Genomic DNA, 14,207 nt, shown 5'->3' with positions numbered 1-14,207 from the left:
ACGCCGATGTCGCAATCCATGGCCTGGCTGATGCTGGTGATCGCCGGCGCACTTGATGTCGGTTGGGCGATCTCGATGAAATATGCGGAAGGCTATACGCGCGCAGGCTGGAGCGTCGTTTCGCTCGTGCTGCTCGTAGCCTTCGTTGTCCTGCTCGGGCGTGCCTTGAAGGTGCTCGAGGTCGGCGTCGCCTATTCGGTGTGGACCGGGATTGGCGCCGCCGGCACCTTCATCATGGGCGTCGTGCTGTTCGGCGAGACCTTGAGCGCGATGAAGCTTGCGGGCATCGCGCTCGTCTTGATGGGAATCGTCGCGCTCAAGCTGGCCTAGAGCGCTGCGGCCATTTTCGCGAGCGTCGCGATCGTGTTCATGTTGCGCGCGGTGCCGGTCTTGGCGGCGGGGATGACCAGCTTTGACGTGCCCATGCCGTCGCCGTAATGCACGTAGATCTCGCGGCAGCCGAGGCGGACCTCCTCCTTGTTCTGGCCGCGAATGCCGGCGAGCGCATCCGCCGGCGGCGCCTTGTCGAGGAAGATCGCGACGGTGCGGTTGGGCGCGGCCTTTGGAAACGGATTATCGGCCAGGACCCGCGCGATCTCGGTGGCGCTGCGCACGTGCACGCCGACCGGCGCGCCGGCATAGGCGTGCAACCGCTTTTCGAGTGCGGTCTTGATCGCAGATTGCGACTTGCGGCTTGTGAAGACGACGTTGCCGCTTGCAATATAGGTGCGCACGGCGGCGTAGCCGAGCTCCTCGCAAATGGCCTTGAGTTCGCTCATCGGCAATTTGCCGGTGCCGCCGACATTCACGGCACGCAGCAATGCGATGAACGCGCCCACGGAAAGCTCAGCGGACGTTGGCGAGCCGCATGTCGAGATAGGCGGTGATGGTTTCCATCAGCGGCTCGAGCTTGGCGTCGAAGAAGTGATTGGCGCCGGGGATGACCTGCTGGTCGATCACGATGCCCTTCTGCGTCTTCAGCTTCTCGACCAGCGTGTTGACGTCCTTGGGCGGCACCACCGCGTCCTTCTCGCCATGCACGATGAGCCCAGAGGACGGGCAGGGCGCGAGGAACGAGAAGTCGTAGAGGTTGGCGGGCGGCGCGATCGAGATGAAGCCCTCGACCTCCGGACGGCGCATCAGCAGCTGCATGCCGATCCAGGCGCCGAAGGAGAAGCCGGCAACCCAGCAGGCGCGCGCTTCGGGATTGATGGTCTGCGCCCAGTCGAGCGCCGCGGCCGCGTCCGACAATTCGCCGGTGCCGTGGTCGAACGAGCCCTGGCTGCGGCCGACGCCGCGGAAATTGAATCGCAGCACCGAGAAGCCGCGATGCGCGAACGCATAGTAGCACTGGTAGATGATCTGATGATTCATCGTGCCGTGGAACTGCGGATGCGGATGCAGGACCATCGCGATCGGCGCGTTCTTCTGCTTGGCCGGATGGTAGCGGCCTTCGAGACGGCCGGCGGGGCCGGTGAAAATAACTTCAGGCATGATGATCTCTTGATTGATCCCTTGAAGACGCTCTTCAACAATCAACCGATTGTGCGGATTTCATCGGCTGCTGGGCCGATCAAGCCGCAAATGGAAGGGTGGAGCGGCGCCCTCGGATGATGCGCGAGCGGCGCGCGGCGAACTGACGCGCGCGTTCTAACATGAGGCGAGGGTCAAAAAGCAAGCATCTTGAACATCCCGCAATCGGCTCAAGACGTTAGCGTGTCATGGCCGTCATCGCGCGAAGGCGATTGGGAATCGAGATTGCCAAGTGCTGCCCGGGGGCCCATGTCGGGTACCAGTGCGGGCGAAGCAGCCTGATCCGAATGGTAATATAATACGTCATGCTGAGCCGTGTTTATCTCGACTGGAACGCGACCACGCCGCTTCGCCCTGAGGCGCGAAGCGCAATGCTCGCAGCCTACGAGCTAATCGGCAATCCGTCCTCGGTTCACGCCGAGGGGCGCGAGGCGCGACGGCTTGTCGAGGGGGCGCGGGCCATCCTTGCGACCGCAGTAGGCGCGCTGCCGCGGAACGTGGTCTTCACCTCCACCGGAACCGAAGCCAACGTGCTGGCGCTGTCACCGGGGCTTCGGGGGCCGTCGGGGGGGCCTGTCGAGCGGCTTCTGGTCTCGGCCGTCGAGCATGCTTCGGTACTGGCAGGCGGCCGGTTCCCGGCAGATGAGATCGGTCAGATCAGGGTCACACGCTCCGGCGTGATCGACCTCGATCACTTGAAGGCGCTGCTCAGCGATGGCCCGCCGGCGTTGGTCTCGGTCATGGCCGCCAATAATGAGACGGGCGCGCTGCAGCCGATCACTGACGTCGCGGGAATCGTTCACGAGGCCGGCGGCCTCCTGCACGTCGATGCGATCCAGGCGCTTGGAAAAATCCCGTTCGATATCAAGGTTATCGGCGCGGACCTTGCGACCTTTTCTGCGCACAAGATCGGCGGCCCCAAGGGGGTCGGCGCGCTGGCCGTGGCCGAGGGCGTGGCCGGACTTGAGCCGGTGCTGCGGGGCGGCGGGCAGGAGCTGAACCGGCGCGCCGGAACTGAGAATGTCGCCGGCATTGCCGGCTTCGGGGCATCCGTGCGGGTTGCCGTTCAGGCTTTGCCGGAGGATGCGGAGCGCATGGCAACCCTCAGAGATCGCTTGGAAAATGGCATTCGCTCCATGGCCGGCGCAACGGTCTTCTCAGATGGCATCAGGCGGTTGCCAAATACCGTTCTTTTCACGGTTCCCGGCTTGAAAGCCGAGACCGCGGTGATCGGATTTGACCTCGAAGGTGTCGCGGTGTCCTCGGGCTCTGCCTGTTCCTCGGGCAAGGTACAGCCGTCCCACGTGCTATCGGCGATGGGGTATGACCCCACCATCGCCCAAGGAGCGGTGCGTCTCAGTCTGGGCTGGTCCACGGAGCCGGATGACATCAATAGGGCGTTAGAGGCTTGGCGAAAGCTCGGTAATACCCTACTTAAGGGATAAGCGATGAAACACGGCTTGAACGGTTCTAAGCGCGTGCGTCCCGCCAAGAAACATCGTAATAGTCGTCCGAATTTGATGATCCACCGCGGTCCTTGAAACCGCGAGCGGAGGATAGAATGCCAGCCGTGCAAGAGACGGTCGAGCGCGTAAAGCGCATCGACGTCGATCAGTATCGTTATGGGTTTGAGACCCTGATCGAGTCCGACAAGGCCCCCAAGGGGCTGTCGGAAGAGACCGTCAAGTTCATCTCCGAGAAGAAGAACGAACCCGCCTGGATGCTCCAGTGGCGGCTCGAGGCCTATCGGCGCTGGCTGACCATGACCGAACCGACCTGGGCCCGCGTCGATTATCCCAAGATCGACTTCCAGGACCTCTATTACTATTCGGCGCCGAAGCCGAAGAAGACGATCACCTCGCTCGACGAGATCGATCCCGAGATTCTGAAGACCTACGAGAAGCTCGGCATTCCCTTGCGGGAAGTCGCCATGCTCGAAGGCGTCGAGCCGAAGCCCGGCGAGGAAGATCCTAACCGGCGCAAGATCGCGGTCGACGCCGTGTTCGATTCGGTCTCGGTTGCGACCACCTTCAAGGCGGAGCTGAAGAAGGCCGGCGTGATCTTCATGCCCATCTCCGAGGCGATCCGCGAGCATCCCGAGCTGGTGCAGAAGTATCTGGGATCCGTGGTGCCGACGTCGGACAATTTCTATGCGACGCTGAACTCAGCGGTGTTCTCGGACGGCTCGTTCGTCTACGTGCCGCCGGGCGTGCGCTGCCCGATGGAGCTGTCCACCTATTTCCGCATCAACGAGCGCAACACCGGCCAGTTCGAGCGCACGCTGATCATCGCGGACAAGGGCTCCTACGTCTCATATCTCGAAGGCTGCACCGCGCCGCAACGCGACGAGAATCAGCTGCACGCCGCCGTGGTCGAGCTCGTCACCCACGACGACGCCGAGATCAAATATTCGACGGTGCAGAACTGGTACCCGGGCAATTCGGAAGGCAAGGGCGGCATCTACAATTTCGTCACCAAGCGTGGCGACTGCCGCGGCAACAATTCCAAGATCTCCTGGACCCAGGTCGAGACCGGTTCGGCGATCACCTGGAAATATCCGAGCTGCATCCTGCGCGGCGACAATTCGCGTGGTGAATTCTACTCGATCGCGATCTCGAACGGCTATCAGCAGGTCGACTCGGGCACCAAGATGATCCATCTCGGCAAGAACACGTCGAGCCGCATCATCTCCAAGGGCATCGCGGCCGGCAGGTCGCAGAACACCTATCGCGGGCTCGTCACCGCGCATCGCAAGGCGACCGGCGCGCGCAACTTCACCGCCTGCGATTCGCTGTTGATCGGCGACAAATGCGGCGCGCACACCGTGCCCTACATCGAAGCCAAGAACTCGTCGGCGACGTTCGAGCACGAGGCCACTACGTCCAAGATCTCCGAGGACGTGCTGTTCTATTGCATCCAGCGCGGCCTCACGCAGGAGGAGGCGGTCGGCCTCGTCGTCAACGGCTTCGTCAAGGACGTGCTGCAGCAACTGCCGATGGAGTTCGCGGTGGAAGCGCAGAAGCTGATCTCGATCTCGCTCGAAGGATCGGTCGGCTAGCACCGACTCATCCTGAGGAGGCCGCGTAAGCGGCCGTCTCGAAGGATGGATATGGAAAGATTGTTGGCCTCAATCCTTCGAGACGCGCCTGCGGCGCTCCTCAGGATGAGGAGATAGATGGAAACAAGATAATGGCTTTGCTTGAAGTGAAAGACCTCAAGGTTCGTGTCGAGGAGCGTGAGATCCTCCATGGGCTGACGCTGACCGTGAACGAGGGCGAGATCCACGCGATCATGGGGCCGAACGGCTCCGGCAAGTCGACGCTGTCCCACGTCATCGCCGGCAAGCCGGGTTACGAGGTCACTGACGGCGAGATCCTGTTCAAGGGCGAAGACCTGCTCGCGATGGCCCCGAACGAGCGCGCGGCCAAGGGCGTGTTCCTGGCGTTCCAGTATCCGGTCGAGATTCCCGGCGTCTCCACCATGAATTTCTTGCGCACCGCGCTGAACGCGCAGCGCAAGGCGCGCGGCGAGAGCGAATATTCGACGCCGGACTTTTTGAAGAAAGTCCGCGACGTCTCGAAATCGTTGAACATCCCGCAGGACATGCTCAAGCGCGGCGTCAATGTCGGCTTCTCCGGCGGCGAGAAGAAGCGCAATGAGGTGCTGCAGATGGCGCTGTTCGAACCCAGCCTGTGCATCCTCGACGAGATGGATTCCGGCCTCGACATCGACGCGCTGCGCATCGCAGCCGACGGCGTCAACGCGCTGCATTCGCCCAAGCGCGCGATGGTTGTCATCACCCACTATCAGCGGCTGCTGAACTACATCGTGCCTGACGTCGTGCACGTGATGTCAAAAGGCCGTGTCGTGAAGAGCGGTGCCAAGGACCTGGCGCTGGAGCTGGAGTCGTCCGGCTACGCCCAGTACGAGGACGCGTAAGGAATTTTGCGATGAACGTTGCTGTGGCAAAGACCGGAAACGGCCGCGCGGTGAGCGATCTGTTCGCCAGCGCCGAAGGCCGCCTGCCGGGTTCGCCTTCCGTGATCGCCGTGCGCCGCGAGGCGTTCGAGACCTATGAGCGTCTCGGCCTGCCGCACCGCCGGATCGAGGAATGGAAATACACCGATCTGCGCGCGCTGGTCGGCGAGGTGCTGCCGCTCGCGGCTGCGCCCGATGCGGCCGCGCTGAAGCGCGCTGCGGAGGCGGTGAAGGCGCACGCGATCGCAGGCGCCCGCAAGCTGGTTCTGGTGGACGGCGTGTTCGCTGCCGATCTGTCCGACGTCAAGGCGCTGGCCTCCGAGGCGGGCTTTAAGACCTTGCGGGAGACGCTGGAGAAGGATTCCAGTCTGTTGAAGACCGCGGCCACCGATGCGGTGATCGCGCTGAACGCGGCGATGGCGACCGACGGTGTCGTGCTTACGGTCGCCGATGGCGCGCAGCTCTCCGCGCCGATCCAGATCATCCACATCGCGATCACGTCTTCCGCGTCGACGTTCACCCGCTCGCAGATCGGGATCGGGAAGGGCGCTCGTGCCACCATCATCGAGAGCTTCGTCGCGGCCGGCGCCAAGGCTTACCAGGTCAGCGATGCCGTCATCCTCTCGGTCGGCGACAACGCAGACGTCGCGCATATCCGCCTGATGGATGATTCGCCGGATGCGGTGAACATCACCTCGCAGTTCGTCACCGTTGGCGCGAATACAAAACTCAATTTCTTCAACATGACCACCGGTGCTGCGGTCAGCCGTCTGCAGGGCTTCATTACGCTGGCAGGTGAGGGCAGTGAGCTTTCCGTCAACGGCGTGAACCTGTTGCAGAAGACCGAGCATGGCGACACCACGCTGGTCGTCGACCACGCCGTGCCGAATTGTGTGAGCCGCGAGGTCTTCCGCGCCGTGATCGACGATCGCGCCCATTCGGTGTTTCAGGGCCGCATCATCGTTCGTCCCGACGCACAGAAGACCGACGGCAAGATGATGATCCGGGCGCTGCTGCTCTCGGACGAAGCCGAGGCCGACAACAAGCCCGAGCTCGAGATCTTCGCGGACGATGTCTCCTGCGGCCACGGTGCCACCGCCGGTGCGCTCGACGACAGCCTGCTGTTCTATCTAAAGGCGCGCGGTCTACCCGAGAAGCAAGCCCAGGCGCTACTGATCCAGGCTTTCGTGGGCGAGGCGATCGAGCAGATCGCCGACGATGATCTGCGCGAGCACGTGATCGGCATTGCCGAGCGCTGGCTGGAGCGGCGCCAATGAGCACGCATCCGGCAGTCAAGAACGGCTCTTACGACGTCGCGCGCGTGCGCCAGGATTTTCCGGCGCTGGCCATGCAGATCTACGGCAAGCCGCTGGTCTATCTCGATAACGCGGCTTCCGCGCAGAAGCCGAGCGCCGTGCTCGATCGCATGACGCAGGCTTACACCTCCGAATACGCCAACGTGCACCGCGGCCTGCATTATCTCGCCAACGCCGCGACAGAAGCCTATGAGGGCGGCCGCACCAAGGTGGCGCAGTTCATCAACGCTGCCCGGACCGAGGAAGTGATCTTCACCCGTAACGCGACCGAGGCGATCAATCTCGTCGCCTCGTCCTGGGGCGAGCCGAACATCAAAGAAGGCGACGAGATCGTCATCTCGATCATGGAGCACCACTCCAACATCGTGCCCTGGCATTTCCTCAGGGAACGCCATGGTGCCGTGATCAAATGGGCGCCGGTCGACGACGAGGGCAATTTTCTCATCGACGAATTCGAGAAGCTGCTGACATCGAAGACCAAGCTGGTCGCGATCACGCAGATGTCGAACGCGCTCGGCACCATCGTCCCGGTCAAGGACGTCGTGAAGATCGCCCACGCCCGCGGCATCCCGGTGCTGGTCGACGGCAGCCAGGGCGCCGTGCATCTGCCCGTCGATGTCCAGGACCTCGGCTGCGACTTCTACGTCTTCACCGGCCACAAGGTCTACGGTCCGACCGGCATCGGCGTGCTCTGGGCCAAGTACGACCACCTCGTCGCGATGCGTCCGTTCAACGGCGGCGGCGAGATGATCCGCGAGGTCTCGCGCGACATCGTCACCTACGGCGATCCCCCGCACAAATTCGAGGCTGGCACGCCGGCGATCGTCGAGGCCGTCGGGCTTGGCGCCGCCATCGACTACGTCAATTCGATCGGCAAGGAGCGTATCGCCGCGCACGAGCACGATCTCGTCACCTACGCCCAGGACAAGCTGCGCGAGATCAACTCGCTGCGGCTGATCGGCACGGCGCGGGGCAAGGGCCCGGTGATCTCTTTCGAGCTCAAAGGCGCCCACGCCCATGACGTCGCCACCGTGATCGACCGCCAGGGCATCGCGGTGCGCGCCGGCACCCATTGCGTGATGCCGCTTTTAGAGCGGTTCAACGTCACAGCCACATGCCGGGCGTCGTTCGGCATGTATAATACGCGGGAAGAAGTCGATCATCTGGCACAGGCGCTGTTGAAGGCGCGGGATTTGTTCGCATGAGTGACACGGCAGAAATCAAAGCCAATCCGATGGAAACCCAGTCGGCGCTGCCGCCTGAGGAGACCGAGCGTCTCACCACCGAGATCATCGCCGGGCTCAAGACCGTGTTCGACCCGGAAATCCCGGCTGACATCTACGAGCTCGGCCTGATCTACAAGGTCGAGATCAAGGACGATCGTTCCGTCGACGTGCAGATGACCCTGACGACGCCGAATTGTCCGGCCGCCGGCGAGTTGCCGACGATGGTCGAGAACGCGGTTGCCAGCGTCCCCGGCGTCGGCGTAGTCGACGTCAAGGTGGTCTGGGAGCCGGCCTGGACGCCGGAACGCATGAGCGACGAGGCCCGCCTCGTGCTCAACATGTGGTGACGCGTAACCTGCTTTCGATCCTTGGCATTGAATTCGCTCGGCAACGGACCACATCACTGACATGACACAGATATCGTCGGGCTCGACACCAGCATCCACTCCAAAGCCGCGGCGGCCCCGCCCGCAGGTGATGCGGCTGACGGACGCCGCTGCCCAGCGCATCAGCGAGCTGACCCAACGGGCCGATTCCGAGATCGTGGGCCTGCGCGTCGGCGTCAAGAACGGCGGCTGTGCCGGACAGTCCTACACCGTCGAATACGCCCATGATGTTCGCCCGACCGACGAGGTCGTCGAGGACAAGGGCGTCAAGATCCTGGTCGATCCGAAGGCCGTGCTGTTCCTGCTCGGCACCGAGATGGACTACAAGGCCGACAAGATGCAGGCCCACTTCGTCTTCAACAACCCCAACCAGATCTCCGCCTGCGGCTGCGGCGAGTCGGTCGAGCTGCGCCCGGCACAGATCGACGGGTAGTTTTTCCGTCATTGCGAGGAGCACTTGCGACGAAGCAATCCAGGCTGTCTCCGCGTCGACAGCCTGGATTGCTTCGCTTCGCTCGCAATGACGGCGGTGCTATGAAGGCTGGCCTGCTCGCCCCGGGAAGCCAGCCATGGACCGCGAATTCCTGATCGACCTGTTCGCCGATTTCGGCCCCGTCGCCATCCGAAAAATGTTTTCCGGCTACGGCATCTCCGTCGACGGCATCAATTTCGCGCTGTCTCTGCGCGCGGGCCTGTTCTTTCGCGCCGACGAGATGACCATCCCGGACTTTGAAGCGGAAGGCGCGAAGCCGTTCCAATATTCGACCCGCGCCAAGACCGTGGTGGTGAACTCCTATTGGGAGCTGCCGGCCCGCCTGTTCGACGATTCCGCGGAGCTTGCGCAGTGGGCGAGGGCGGCTCTCGCCGCCGCCCAGCGCGCCAAGGTGAAGAAGCGGGCCAAGGTCAAGAAGGCGGTAAAGAAGCCAGCGAAGAAGGTCGCCAAGCCTGCGAAAGCGGCGAAGAAAGTCGGCAAGAAGAGCCCGGCCCGCAAGCGCGCCACGCGAAGGGCTTGAGGTTCAATCCACGGCCTTGGTCAAACCAACCCGCATGTCCTTGGCGGTGAAGACGCAGGTGCCGTCGGCAAGCACGCGACCATCGGCAATTCCGAGCACCAGCTTGCCGCGCCGGACCATCCGCATGGCGACCTCGTAGCGCACGCGTTGCGCGTTTGGTGCAACCTCGCCCGTGCACGCGACCTCGCCGACGCCGATCGCGCGGCCCTTGCCCGGCGAGCCCGACCATCCCAGCCAGTAGCCGACCATCTGCCACATGGCATCCAGCCCCAGAGACGCCGGCATCATGGCATCGCCGCGATAGTGGCAATCGAAGAACCAATGGCCGGGCGCGATATCGAGTTCGCCGACGATATGGCCCTTGCCGAACTCGCCGCCGTCCAGGCTGATCTCCGTGATGCGATCCATCATCAGCATTGGCGGCGCCGGCAATTGCGCATTGCCCGGGCCGAAATAGCCGCCCTCGCTCGATCTCAGCAGGTCGTCCCTGGTGTAGGACGGTTGCGGCGTGTGAAAATCATGCGGGTTGGGCAAGACGACAAGTCCTCCGGATGCGCGCAGTCGGACGCCTCAAGACGGCGAGGGAGATGTCGTTCGTCAGGCCAGAATGTCAAGCGCGGGTGGCGGTGCGCAGCTTCGGCGTCACGCCACCCGGTTGTGCGTCTCGACCGCGAATTCCGGATCGGCCTCGCAGATCACGCGGTTGCGGCCGTTGCGTTTGGCGGCGTAGAGGCAGGCATCCGCGCGTTCGATCAGCGCATCGGTGTCGTCGCCCTGCTTGAGCATGGAGACGCCGACGGAGATGGTGACGCGGCCGAGGATTTCGCCGGTGGACTTCTTTTTCAATTCCTTGGCCATCACCGCGCGGCGGATGTGATCGGCCACCGTGAGGGCCTGGCGCAGCGCTGTGTTGGGCAGCACGACCGCGAATTCCTCGCCGCCATAGCGCGCGGTGATGTCCTGGCCCTTGATGGTCTGCTTCAGCGACAGGCCGACCAGCCGCAGCACTTGGTCGCCGGTGAGATGGCCGTAGGAATCGTTGAACGACTTGAAATGATCGATGTCAACCAGCAGCAGCGACAGCGGCTCGCCGGAGGCGAGGGCGCCTTGCACGGCCATGTCGATCATGCGATCGAAATATTTGCGGTTGCCGAGCCCCGTCAGCGGATCGGTCAGGCTCTCGGCGCGGATCGCCTCAAGGCTCTGCTGGAGGTTGCTGATCTCGCTCTTCGACAGCGTCAGCCGGTCTTCCAGCGCTTTGTTGGTCTCGCGCATCTCGCTGGTCGAATGCAGCAGCGTCTCGACGATCGACTTGAGCTGCTCGCGGCTCTGGGCCGATGAGAGCTTTTCGGTCGCGCCCGACAGGCTGGCATCGTAGGAGCCGGTCATCCCGAGCGCATCACCGAGTACCTTCATCACGTCGTCGATCTCGCCGATGACGCGCGCGCCGACCTTGTCGATGCGGTCGGTGGTCTTGATGTGGGAGAGGTAGGTCTCGTAGATCTGATCGAGATCGGCTTCGGTCAGCTTGCCGCTCCGCGCCAGTGTCTCGTTGATGATCTTGTTAAGCGGGGCGTTGTAGCCGGTGGCGTAGACGAACCAGATCTCGTAATTGCGGGGAATTGCCGTCTGTCGTAGCGATCGGATCTGACCGAGCGCTACCTCGGCGAACGCCATCGTGCGTTCGTGTTCGTCGAGCACCTTGACCACGGAACATACCCCACAGCGATCGGCGTGCCGTCGACCGCAGCAATACTTAAATTATGTTCGTAGGCTAACGGACGATCGTGAACGCCCCGTAAATATACGTCCACGAATACGTCCAAAAAAGTGCGCGCCAGCTTTATTTCAACCAAAGCCGGGCGCGCATCGGGCTTCAGGCGCCGGCTGGGGAGCGAACCGGACGCAGCAGAAAGGCCGGCAGATGCGAGTGGTCGCCCGGCTCGCTGTCGGCCTCGCGTTGGCGGCGCGGCTCGGGACGGCCGATCGACGGCACATGCGACGGATTGGCCTGCTGGCGCGCACCGTCACGCGGCTCGGATGATGGCTTGGCTTCGCGCGGAGGCCTGGCTTCACGCGAAGGTCTGGCTTCACGCGAAGATCTGGCTTCACGTGGAGGCCTTGCCTCGCGCGCGGGCCTTGCTTCGGAAGCAGGTCTTGCTTCGGAAGCCAACCTTGCCTCGGGAGCGGACCGTGCTTCGGCTGAAGGCTGTGCTTCGCCACGCGCTTCGCGCGGCTCCTGGCTGCGCTCACGATCGCGACCGCGTTGCGGCTTGCCGCGTCCGCCGCGTGAACGTTCACGGCCGCGCTGCTCGCGCGGACGCTCGCTCGCATCGGAAGCATCGGTGCGGACTTCGAAATCGCCTTCGGCGCGCGGAATGCTCTGTCCGATCAGCTTCTCGATCGCCACCATCGACTTCTGGTCGGGCGGCGTGACGAGCGAGATCGCCATGCCGGACCGGCCTGCGCGACCGGTGCGGCCGACGCGGTGGACATAGTCGTCGGGATGGTGGGGAACGTCGAAATTGAAGACATGGCTGACCTCGGGGATGTCGAGGCCGCGGGCGGCGACGTCGGATGCGACCAGCAGCGGCAGCTCTCCCTTGCGGAACTGTTCGAGCGCCGCCGTGCGGGCCGACTGATCCATGTCGCCGTGCAGCGCGCCGACGCTGAAGCCGTGCTTTTGCAGCGACTTGTGAACGACGGCGACATCGCGCTTGCGATTGCAGAAGATGATCGCGTTCTGGAGATCCTTGGCCTCGCGGAGCAGTCGGCGAAGCAGCTCGCGCTTCTCGTGCGCCTCGCGCCCGGCTGGGACCTGACACTGCGTAACGGTGACAGCGGTGGTGGCGGGCTTCGATACCTCGATCTTCTGCGGATTGTGCAGGAAGGTTTCGGTGATGCGCCGGATCTCCGGCGGCATGGTCGCGGTGAAGAACAGGGTCTGCCGCGTGAACGGGACGAGCTTGCAGACGCGCTCGATGTCGGGAATGAAGCCCATGTCCAGCATGCGGTCGGCTTCGTCGATGACGAGCAGCTCGACGCCGGTGAGCAGCAGGCCGCCGCGCTCCGTGTGGTCGAGCAGGCGGCCGGGAGTGGCGATCAGCACATCGACACCGCGCGTCAGCTTGGCATCCTGGTCGCCGAAGGAAACGCCGCCGATCAGGAGGGCGACGTTGAGTTTCTGGCCCACGCCGTAACGGTCGAAGTTTTCCTTCACCTGCGCCGCGAGTTCGCGGGTCGGCTCAAGGATCAGCGTGCGCGGCATGCGCGCCCGGGCGCGGCCCTTTTCGAGAATGGTGAGCATCGGCAGCACGAAGGCGGCGGTCTTGCCGGTGCCGGTCTGGGCGATGCCGAGCACGTCCTTGCGAGCGAGGACGTGAGGGATCGCCTGTTCCTGAATGGGGGTGGGGGTGGTGTAACCGGTGGCCGCCACTGCGGCGAGGACTTTTTCGGATAGTCCGAGATGGGTAAAAGACATTGAGCCTCTGGTCGAAACCGCCGTTCGGATTCGAGGGTAATAAGGCTGTCGCGTTCCACCCCAAAACGGCGCGCTCTCAAAGAAGCTGGGGGTGCTGACTCACGCGAACAAAGCGCCAAGCTCAGGAATCGCTCTTCGATACCGAGCCGCGTCGACCCGGAACATAGGCGGGAATCGGCCAAAGTCAATGGAGCAGCCGCGGGAAGGCCCTAAAAAACCTGAGGTTTTCGCTCAAATAGCGGGCGAGGCTGCGGTTTTCCGCCCAATCCAGCGGTCGGCCGGAGCTGCCCAAACGTCGGCTAACGCCCTTCCGGACCCTGGGCGCGGAAGTCGCCGGGGGCCATCCCATAGGCGGCGTTGAAGACCCTGTAATAGGTCGCGAGGCTGTCGAAGCCGCAGGCGGTCGCGATGTCGGCGATCAGCCGGTCCGGGGCTTCGCGCATCAGGCGGCGGCTCTGGTTCAGGCGTTCCTCCGTCACGGTTTGCGAAAAACTCTTGGCTGCGCCTTCGAACAGCATGTGCAGGTGACGGACCGACACGCCGAGAAGGTCGGCCACCATCGTTGGCGCCATATCCGGATCTTGCAGGTGACGCGCGATCAGGCGTCGCGCCTGCGAGAGCCGGGCGATCCGCAGCGCGGCCTGCCCGAGGCGGCTGCCGGGCCGCAGGATGCCGCGCTCGATCAGCGCCAGATGGGCTAAAGCCTGGACGAGGGGGACGGCATCGGCGGCGCCGTCATCGCCCGCGGCAACCGTACCGAGATCGGCAAAGCAGGCGTCGAGCAGGGGCGCCAGGGTGGGATCCTCGAACGTCCGGGGCGCAAGCTCGCGCATGCGCTTGTCCTGCGTGGAGAGGCCGCTCACGGGAATCTTCAGGATCCGCAGGTGGAAGCCTCCCGCGCCCAGCGGCGCCGCGCGATAGGGCTGGTCGGTATGGCTGGTGGCGAAGCTGCCATTGGCGATCGTGAAGTCGCTGCCGCGCATGCCGCCGAACCAGGCGCCGCTACCGAGCTGCTGATAGACGCAGAGGCTGTCGCCCGGCGCGTCAGCGATGTCGGTCATGCTGCGCTCGACCGTGTAATGCGAAGCCTTCAGCTCGACGAAGCCGGCTCCGCCAAGCTGACACAGCGAGAATTCGCCGAAGAAGTCCGCGCGGCGTTCGCGCTCGAGTTCGGCGGTGACGCCGAACAGGCCCTTGGCGCGCACCTCGCGCCAAAACTCGAAGCGGTCGTGCGGCTCGACCTCGTCGGTGCACCAGCGATACACGGCGTCCCC

15 protein-coding genes are annotated in these 14,207 nt (G+C 63.8%); 9 read left to right on the top strand and 6 right to left on the bottom strand.

Going from position 1 to position 14,207, the window contains the following annotated elements:
• Positions 1 to 6: 6 nt before the first annotated feature.
• Complete coding sequence (locus ACVIN2_RS03495; protein ID WP_456764501.1) at positions 7 to 330, top strand: DMT family transporter; 324 nt, start codon at positions 7 to 9, stop codon at positions 328 to 330.
• On the opposite strand, the gene ACVIN2_RS03490 is transcribed toward ACVIN2_RS03495, so the two are convergent.
• A complete protein-coding gene (locus tag ACVIN2_RS03490; protein WP_456764500.1) occupies positions 327 to 839 on the bottom strand; it encodes a DUF1697 domain-containing protein in 513 nt (170 codons plus the stop codon). The genes ACVIN2_RS03495 and ACVIN2_RS03490 overlap by 4 nt on opposite strands.
• Positions 840 to 846: 7 nt before the next feature.
• Entirely contained in the window at positions 847 to 1,494 is a 648-nt protein-coding gene (locus ACVIN2_RS03485) for an alpha/beta hydrolase (protein WP_007591562.1), read from the bottom strand.
• A 344-nt stretch (positions 1,495 to 1,838) separates the two neighbouring features.
• On the opposite strand from ACVIN2_RS03485, the gene ACVIN2_RS03480 reads away from it, so the two are divergent.
• The 8 genes from ACVIN2_RS03480 to ACVIN2_RS03445 all read left to right on the top strand — a co-directional run bounded on the left by ACVIN2_RS03480 (position 1,839) and on the right by ACVIN2_RS03445 (position 9,452).
• Positions 1,839 to 2,978 carry a cysteine desulfurase family protein gene (locus tag ACVIN2_RS03480; RefSeq protein ID WP_456764499.1) on the top strand — a complete coding sequence of 380 codons (1,140 nt, stop codon included), beginning with the start codon at positions 1,839 to 1,841 and terminating at the stop codon, positions 2,976 to 2,978.
• A gap of 116 nt (positions 2,979 to 3,094) precedes the next feature.
• Positions 3,095 to 4,591, top strand: a complete 1,497-nt coding sequence (gene sufB, locus ACVIN2_RS03475) for a Fe-S cluster assembly protein SufB (protein ID WP_007609805.1) — start codon at positions 3,095 to 3,097, stop codon at positions 4,589 to 4,591.
• A gap of 131 nt (positions 4,592 to 4,722) precedes the next feature.
• Positions 4,723 to 5,472 (top strand): Fe-S cluster assembly ATPase SufC, encoded by a 750-nt coding sequence (sufC, locus tag ACVIN2_RS03470; RefSeq protein ID WP_027569859.1) that lies wholly within the window; start codon positions 4,723 to 4,725, stop codon positions 5,470 to 5,472.
• An 11-nt stretch (positions 5,473 to 5,483) separates the two neighbouring features.
• A complete protein-coding gene (gene sufD, locus ACVIN2_RS03465; protein WP_456764498.1) occupies positions 5,484 to 6,788 on the top strand; it encodes a Fe-S cluster assembly protein SufD in 1,305 nt (434 codons plus the stop codon).
• A complete protein-coding gene (locus tag ACVIN2_RS03460) occupies positions 6,785 to 8,032 on the top strand; it encodes a cysteine desulfurase (protein ID WP_456764497.1) in 1,248 nt (415 codons plus the stop codon). The genes sufD and ACVIN2_RS03460 overlap by 4 nt, the downstream gene beginning before the upstream one ends.
• Positions 8,029 to 8,400, top strand: coding sequence for an SUF system Fe-S cluster assembly protein (locus tag ACVIN2_RS03455; RefSeq protein WP_007591551.1), 372 nt, complete (start codon positions 8,029 to 8,031; stop codon positions 8,398 to 8,400). Before ACVIN2_RS03460 ends, ACVIN2_RS03455 begins: the two co-directional genes overlap by 4 nt.
• A gap of 61 nt (positions 8,401 to 8,461) precedes the next feature.
• A complete protein-coding gene (locus ACVIN2_RS03450) occupies positions 8,462 to 8,872 on the top strand; it encodes a HesB/IscA family protein (protein WP_456764496.1) in 411 nt (136 codons plus the stop codon).
• 136 nt (positions 8,873 to 9,008) lie between these two features.
• Entirely contained in the window at positions 9,009 to 9,452 is a 444-nt protein-coding gene (locus ACVIN2_RS03445; protein WP_456764495.1) for a TfoX/Sxy family protein, read from the top strand.
• 3 nt (positions 9,453 to 9,455) lie between these two features.
• Here ACVIN2_RS03445 and fabA read toward each other — a convergent pair whose 3' ends face one another.
• From fabA to ACVIN2_RS03425, 4 genes are all read right to left on the bottom strand, one after another.
• Complete coding sequence (fabA, locus tag ACVIN2_RS03440) at positions 9,456 to 9,986, bottom strand: bifunctional 3-hydroxydecanoyl-ACP dehydratase/trans-2-decenoyl-ACP isomerase (RefSeq protein WP_456764494.1); 531 nt, start codon at positions 9,984 to 9,986, stop codon at positions 9,456 to 9,458.
• A gap of 108 nt (positions 9,987 to 10,094) precedes the next feature.
• Positions 10,095 to 11,162 carry a GGDEF domain-containing protein gene (locus ACVIN2_RS03435; protein ID WP_456764493.1) on the bottom strand — a complete coding sequence of 356 codons (1,068 nt, stop codon included), beginning with the start codon at positions 11,160 to 11,162 and terminating at the stop codon, positions 10,095 to 10,097.
• Between the two features lie 166 nt (positions 11,163 to 11,328).
• The gene (locus ACVIN2_RS03430; RefSeq protein WP_456764492.1) at positions 11,329 to 12,933 is read right to left on the bottom strand and encodes a DEAD/DEAH box helicase; all 1,605 of its coding nucleotides are present in this window, start codon (positions 12,931 to 12,933) and stop codon (positions 11,329 to 11,331) included.
• 299 nt (positions 12,934 to 13,232) lie between these two features.
• Positions 13,233 to 14,198: a helix-turn-helix transcriptional regulator gene (locus ACVIN2_RS03425; RefSeq protein ID WP_456764491.1), complete on the bottom strand. Its 966-nt coding sequence runs from the start codon at positions 14,196 to 14,198 to the stop codon at positions 13,233 to 13,235.
• Between the last annotated feature and the right edge of the window lie 9 nt (positions 14,199 to 14,207).

The sequence above is a fragment of the Bradyrhizobium sp. USDA 3650 genome, assembly GCF_054057395.1.
This window is presented reverse-complemented; position numbering and strand designations above follow the sequence as displayed.

Coding starts and splice junctions, on each gene's coding strand:
- ACVIN2_RS03495 (WP_456764501.1), top strand. CDS start 7: ATGTCGCAATCCATGGCCTGGCTGATGCTGGTGATCGCCGGCGCACTT.
- ACVIN2_RS03485 (WP_007591562.1), bottom strand. CDS start 1,494: ATGCCTGAAGTTATTTTCACCGGCCCCGCCGGCCGTCTCGAAGGCCGC.
- ACVIN2_RS03480 (WP_456764499.1), top strand. CDS start 1,839: ATGCTGAGCCGTGTTTATCTCGACTGGAACGCGACCACGCCGCTTCGC.
- sufB (WP_007609805.1), top strand. CDS start 3,095: ATGCCAGCCGTGCAAGAGACGGTCGAGCGCGTAAAGCGCATCGACGTC.
- sufC (WP_027569859.1), top strand. CDS start 4,723: ATGGCTTTGCTTGAAGTGAAAGACCTCAAGGTTCGTGTCGAGGAGCGT.
- sufD (WP_456764498.1), top strand. CDS start 5,484: ATGAACGTTGCTGTGGCAAAGACCGGAAACGGCCGCGCGGTGAGCGAT.
- ACVIN2_RS03460 (WP_456764497.1), top strand. CDS start 6,785: ATGAGCACGCATCCGGCAGTCAAGAACGGCTCTTACGACGTCGCGCGC.
- ACVIN2_RS03455 (WP_007591551.1), top strand. CDS start 8,029: ATGAGTGACACGGCAGAAATCAAAGCCAATCCGATGGAAACCCAGTCG.
- ACVIN2_RS03450 (WP_456764496.1), top strand. CDS start 8,462: ATGACACAGATATCGTCGGGCTCGACACCAGCATCCACTCCAAAGCCG.
- ACVIN2_RS03445 (WP_456764495.1), top strand. CDS start 9,009: ATGGACCGCGAATTCCTGATCGACCTGTTCGCCGATTTCGGCCCCGTC.
- ACVIN2_RS03430 (WP_456764492.1), bottom strand. CDS start 12,933: ATGTCTTTTACCCATCTCGGACTATCCGAAAAAGTCCTCGCCGCAGTG.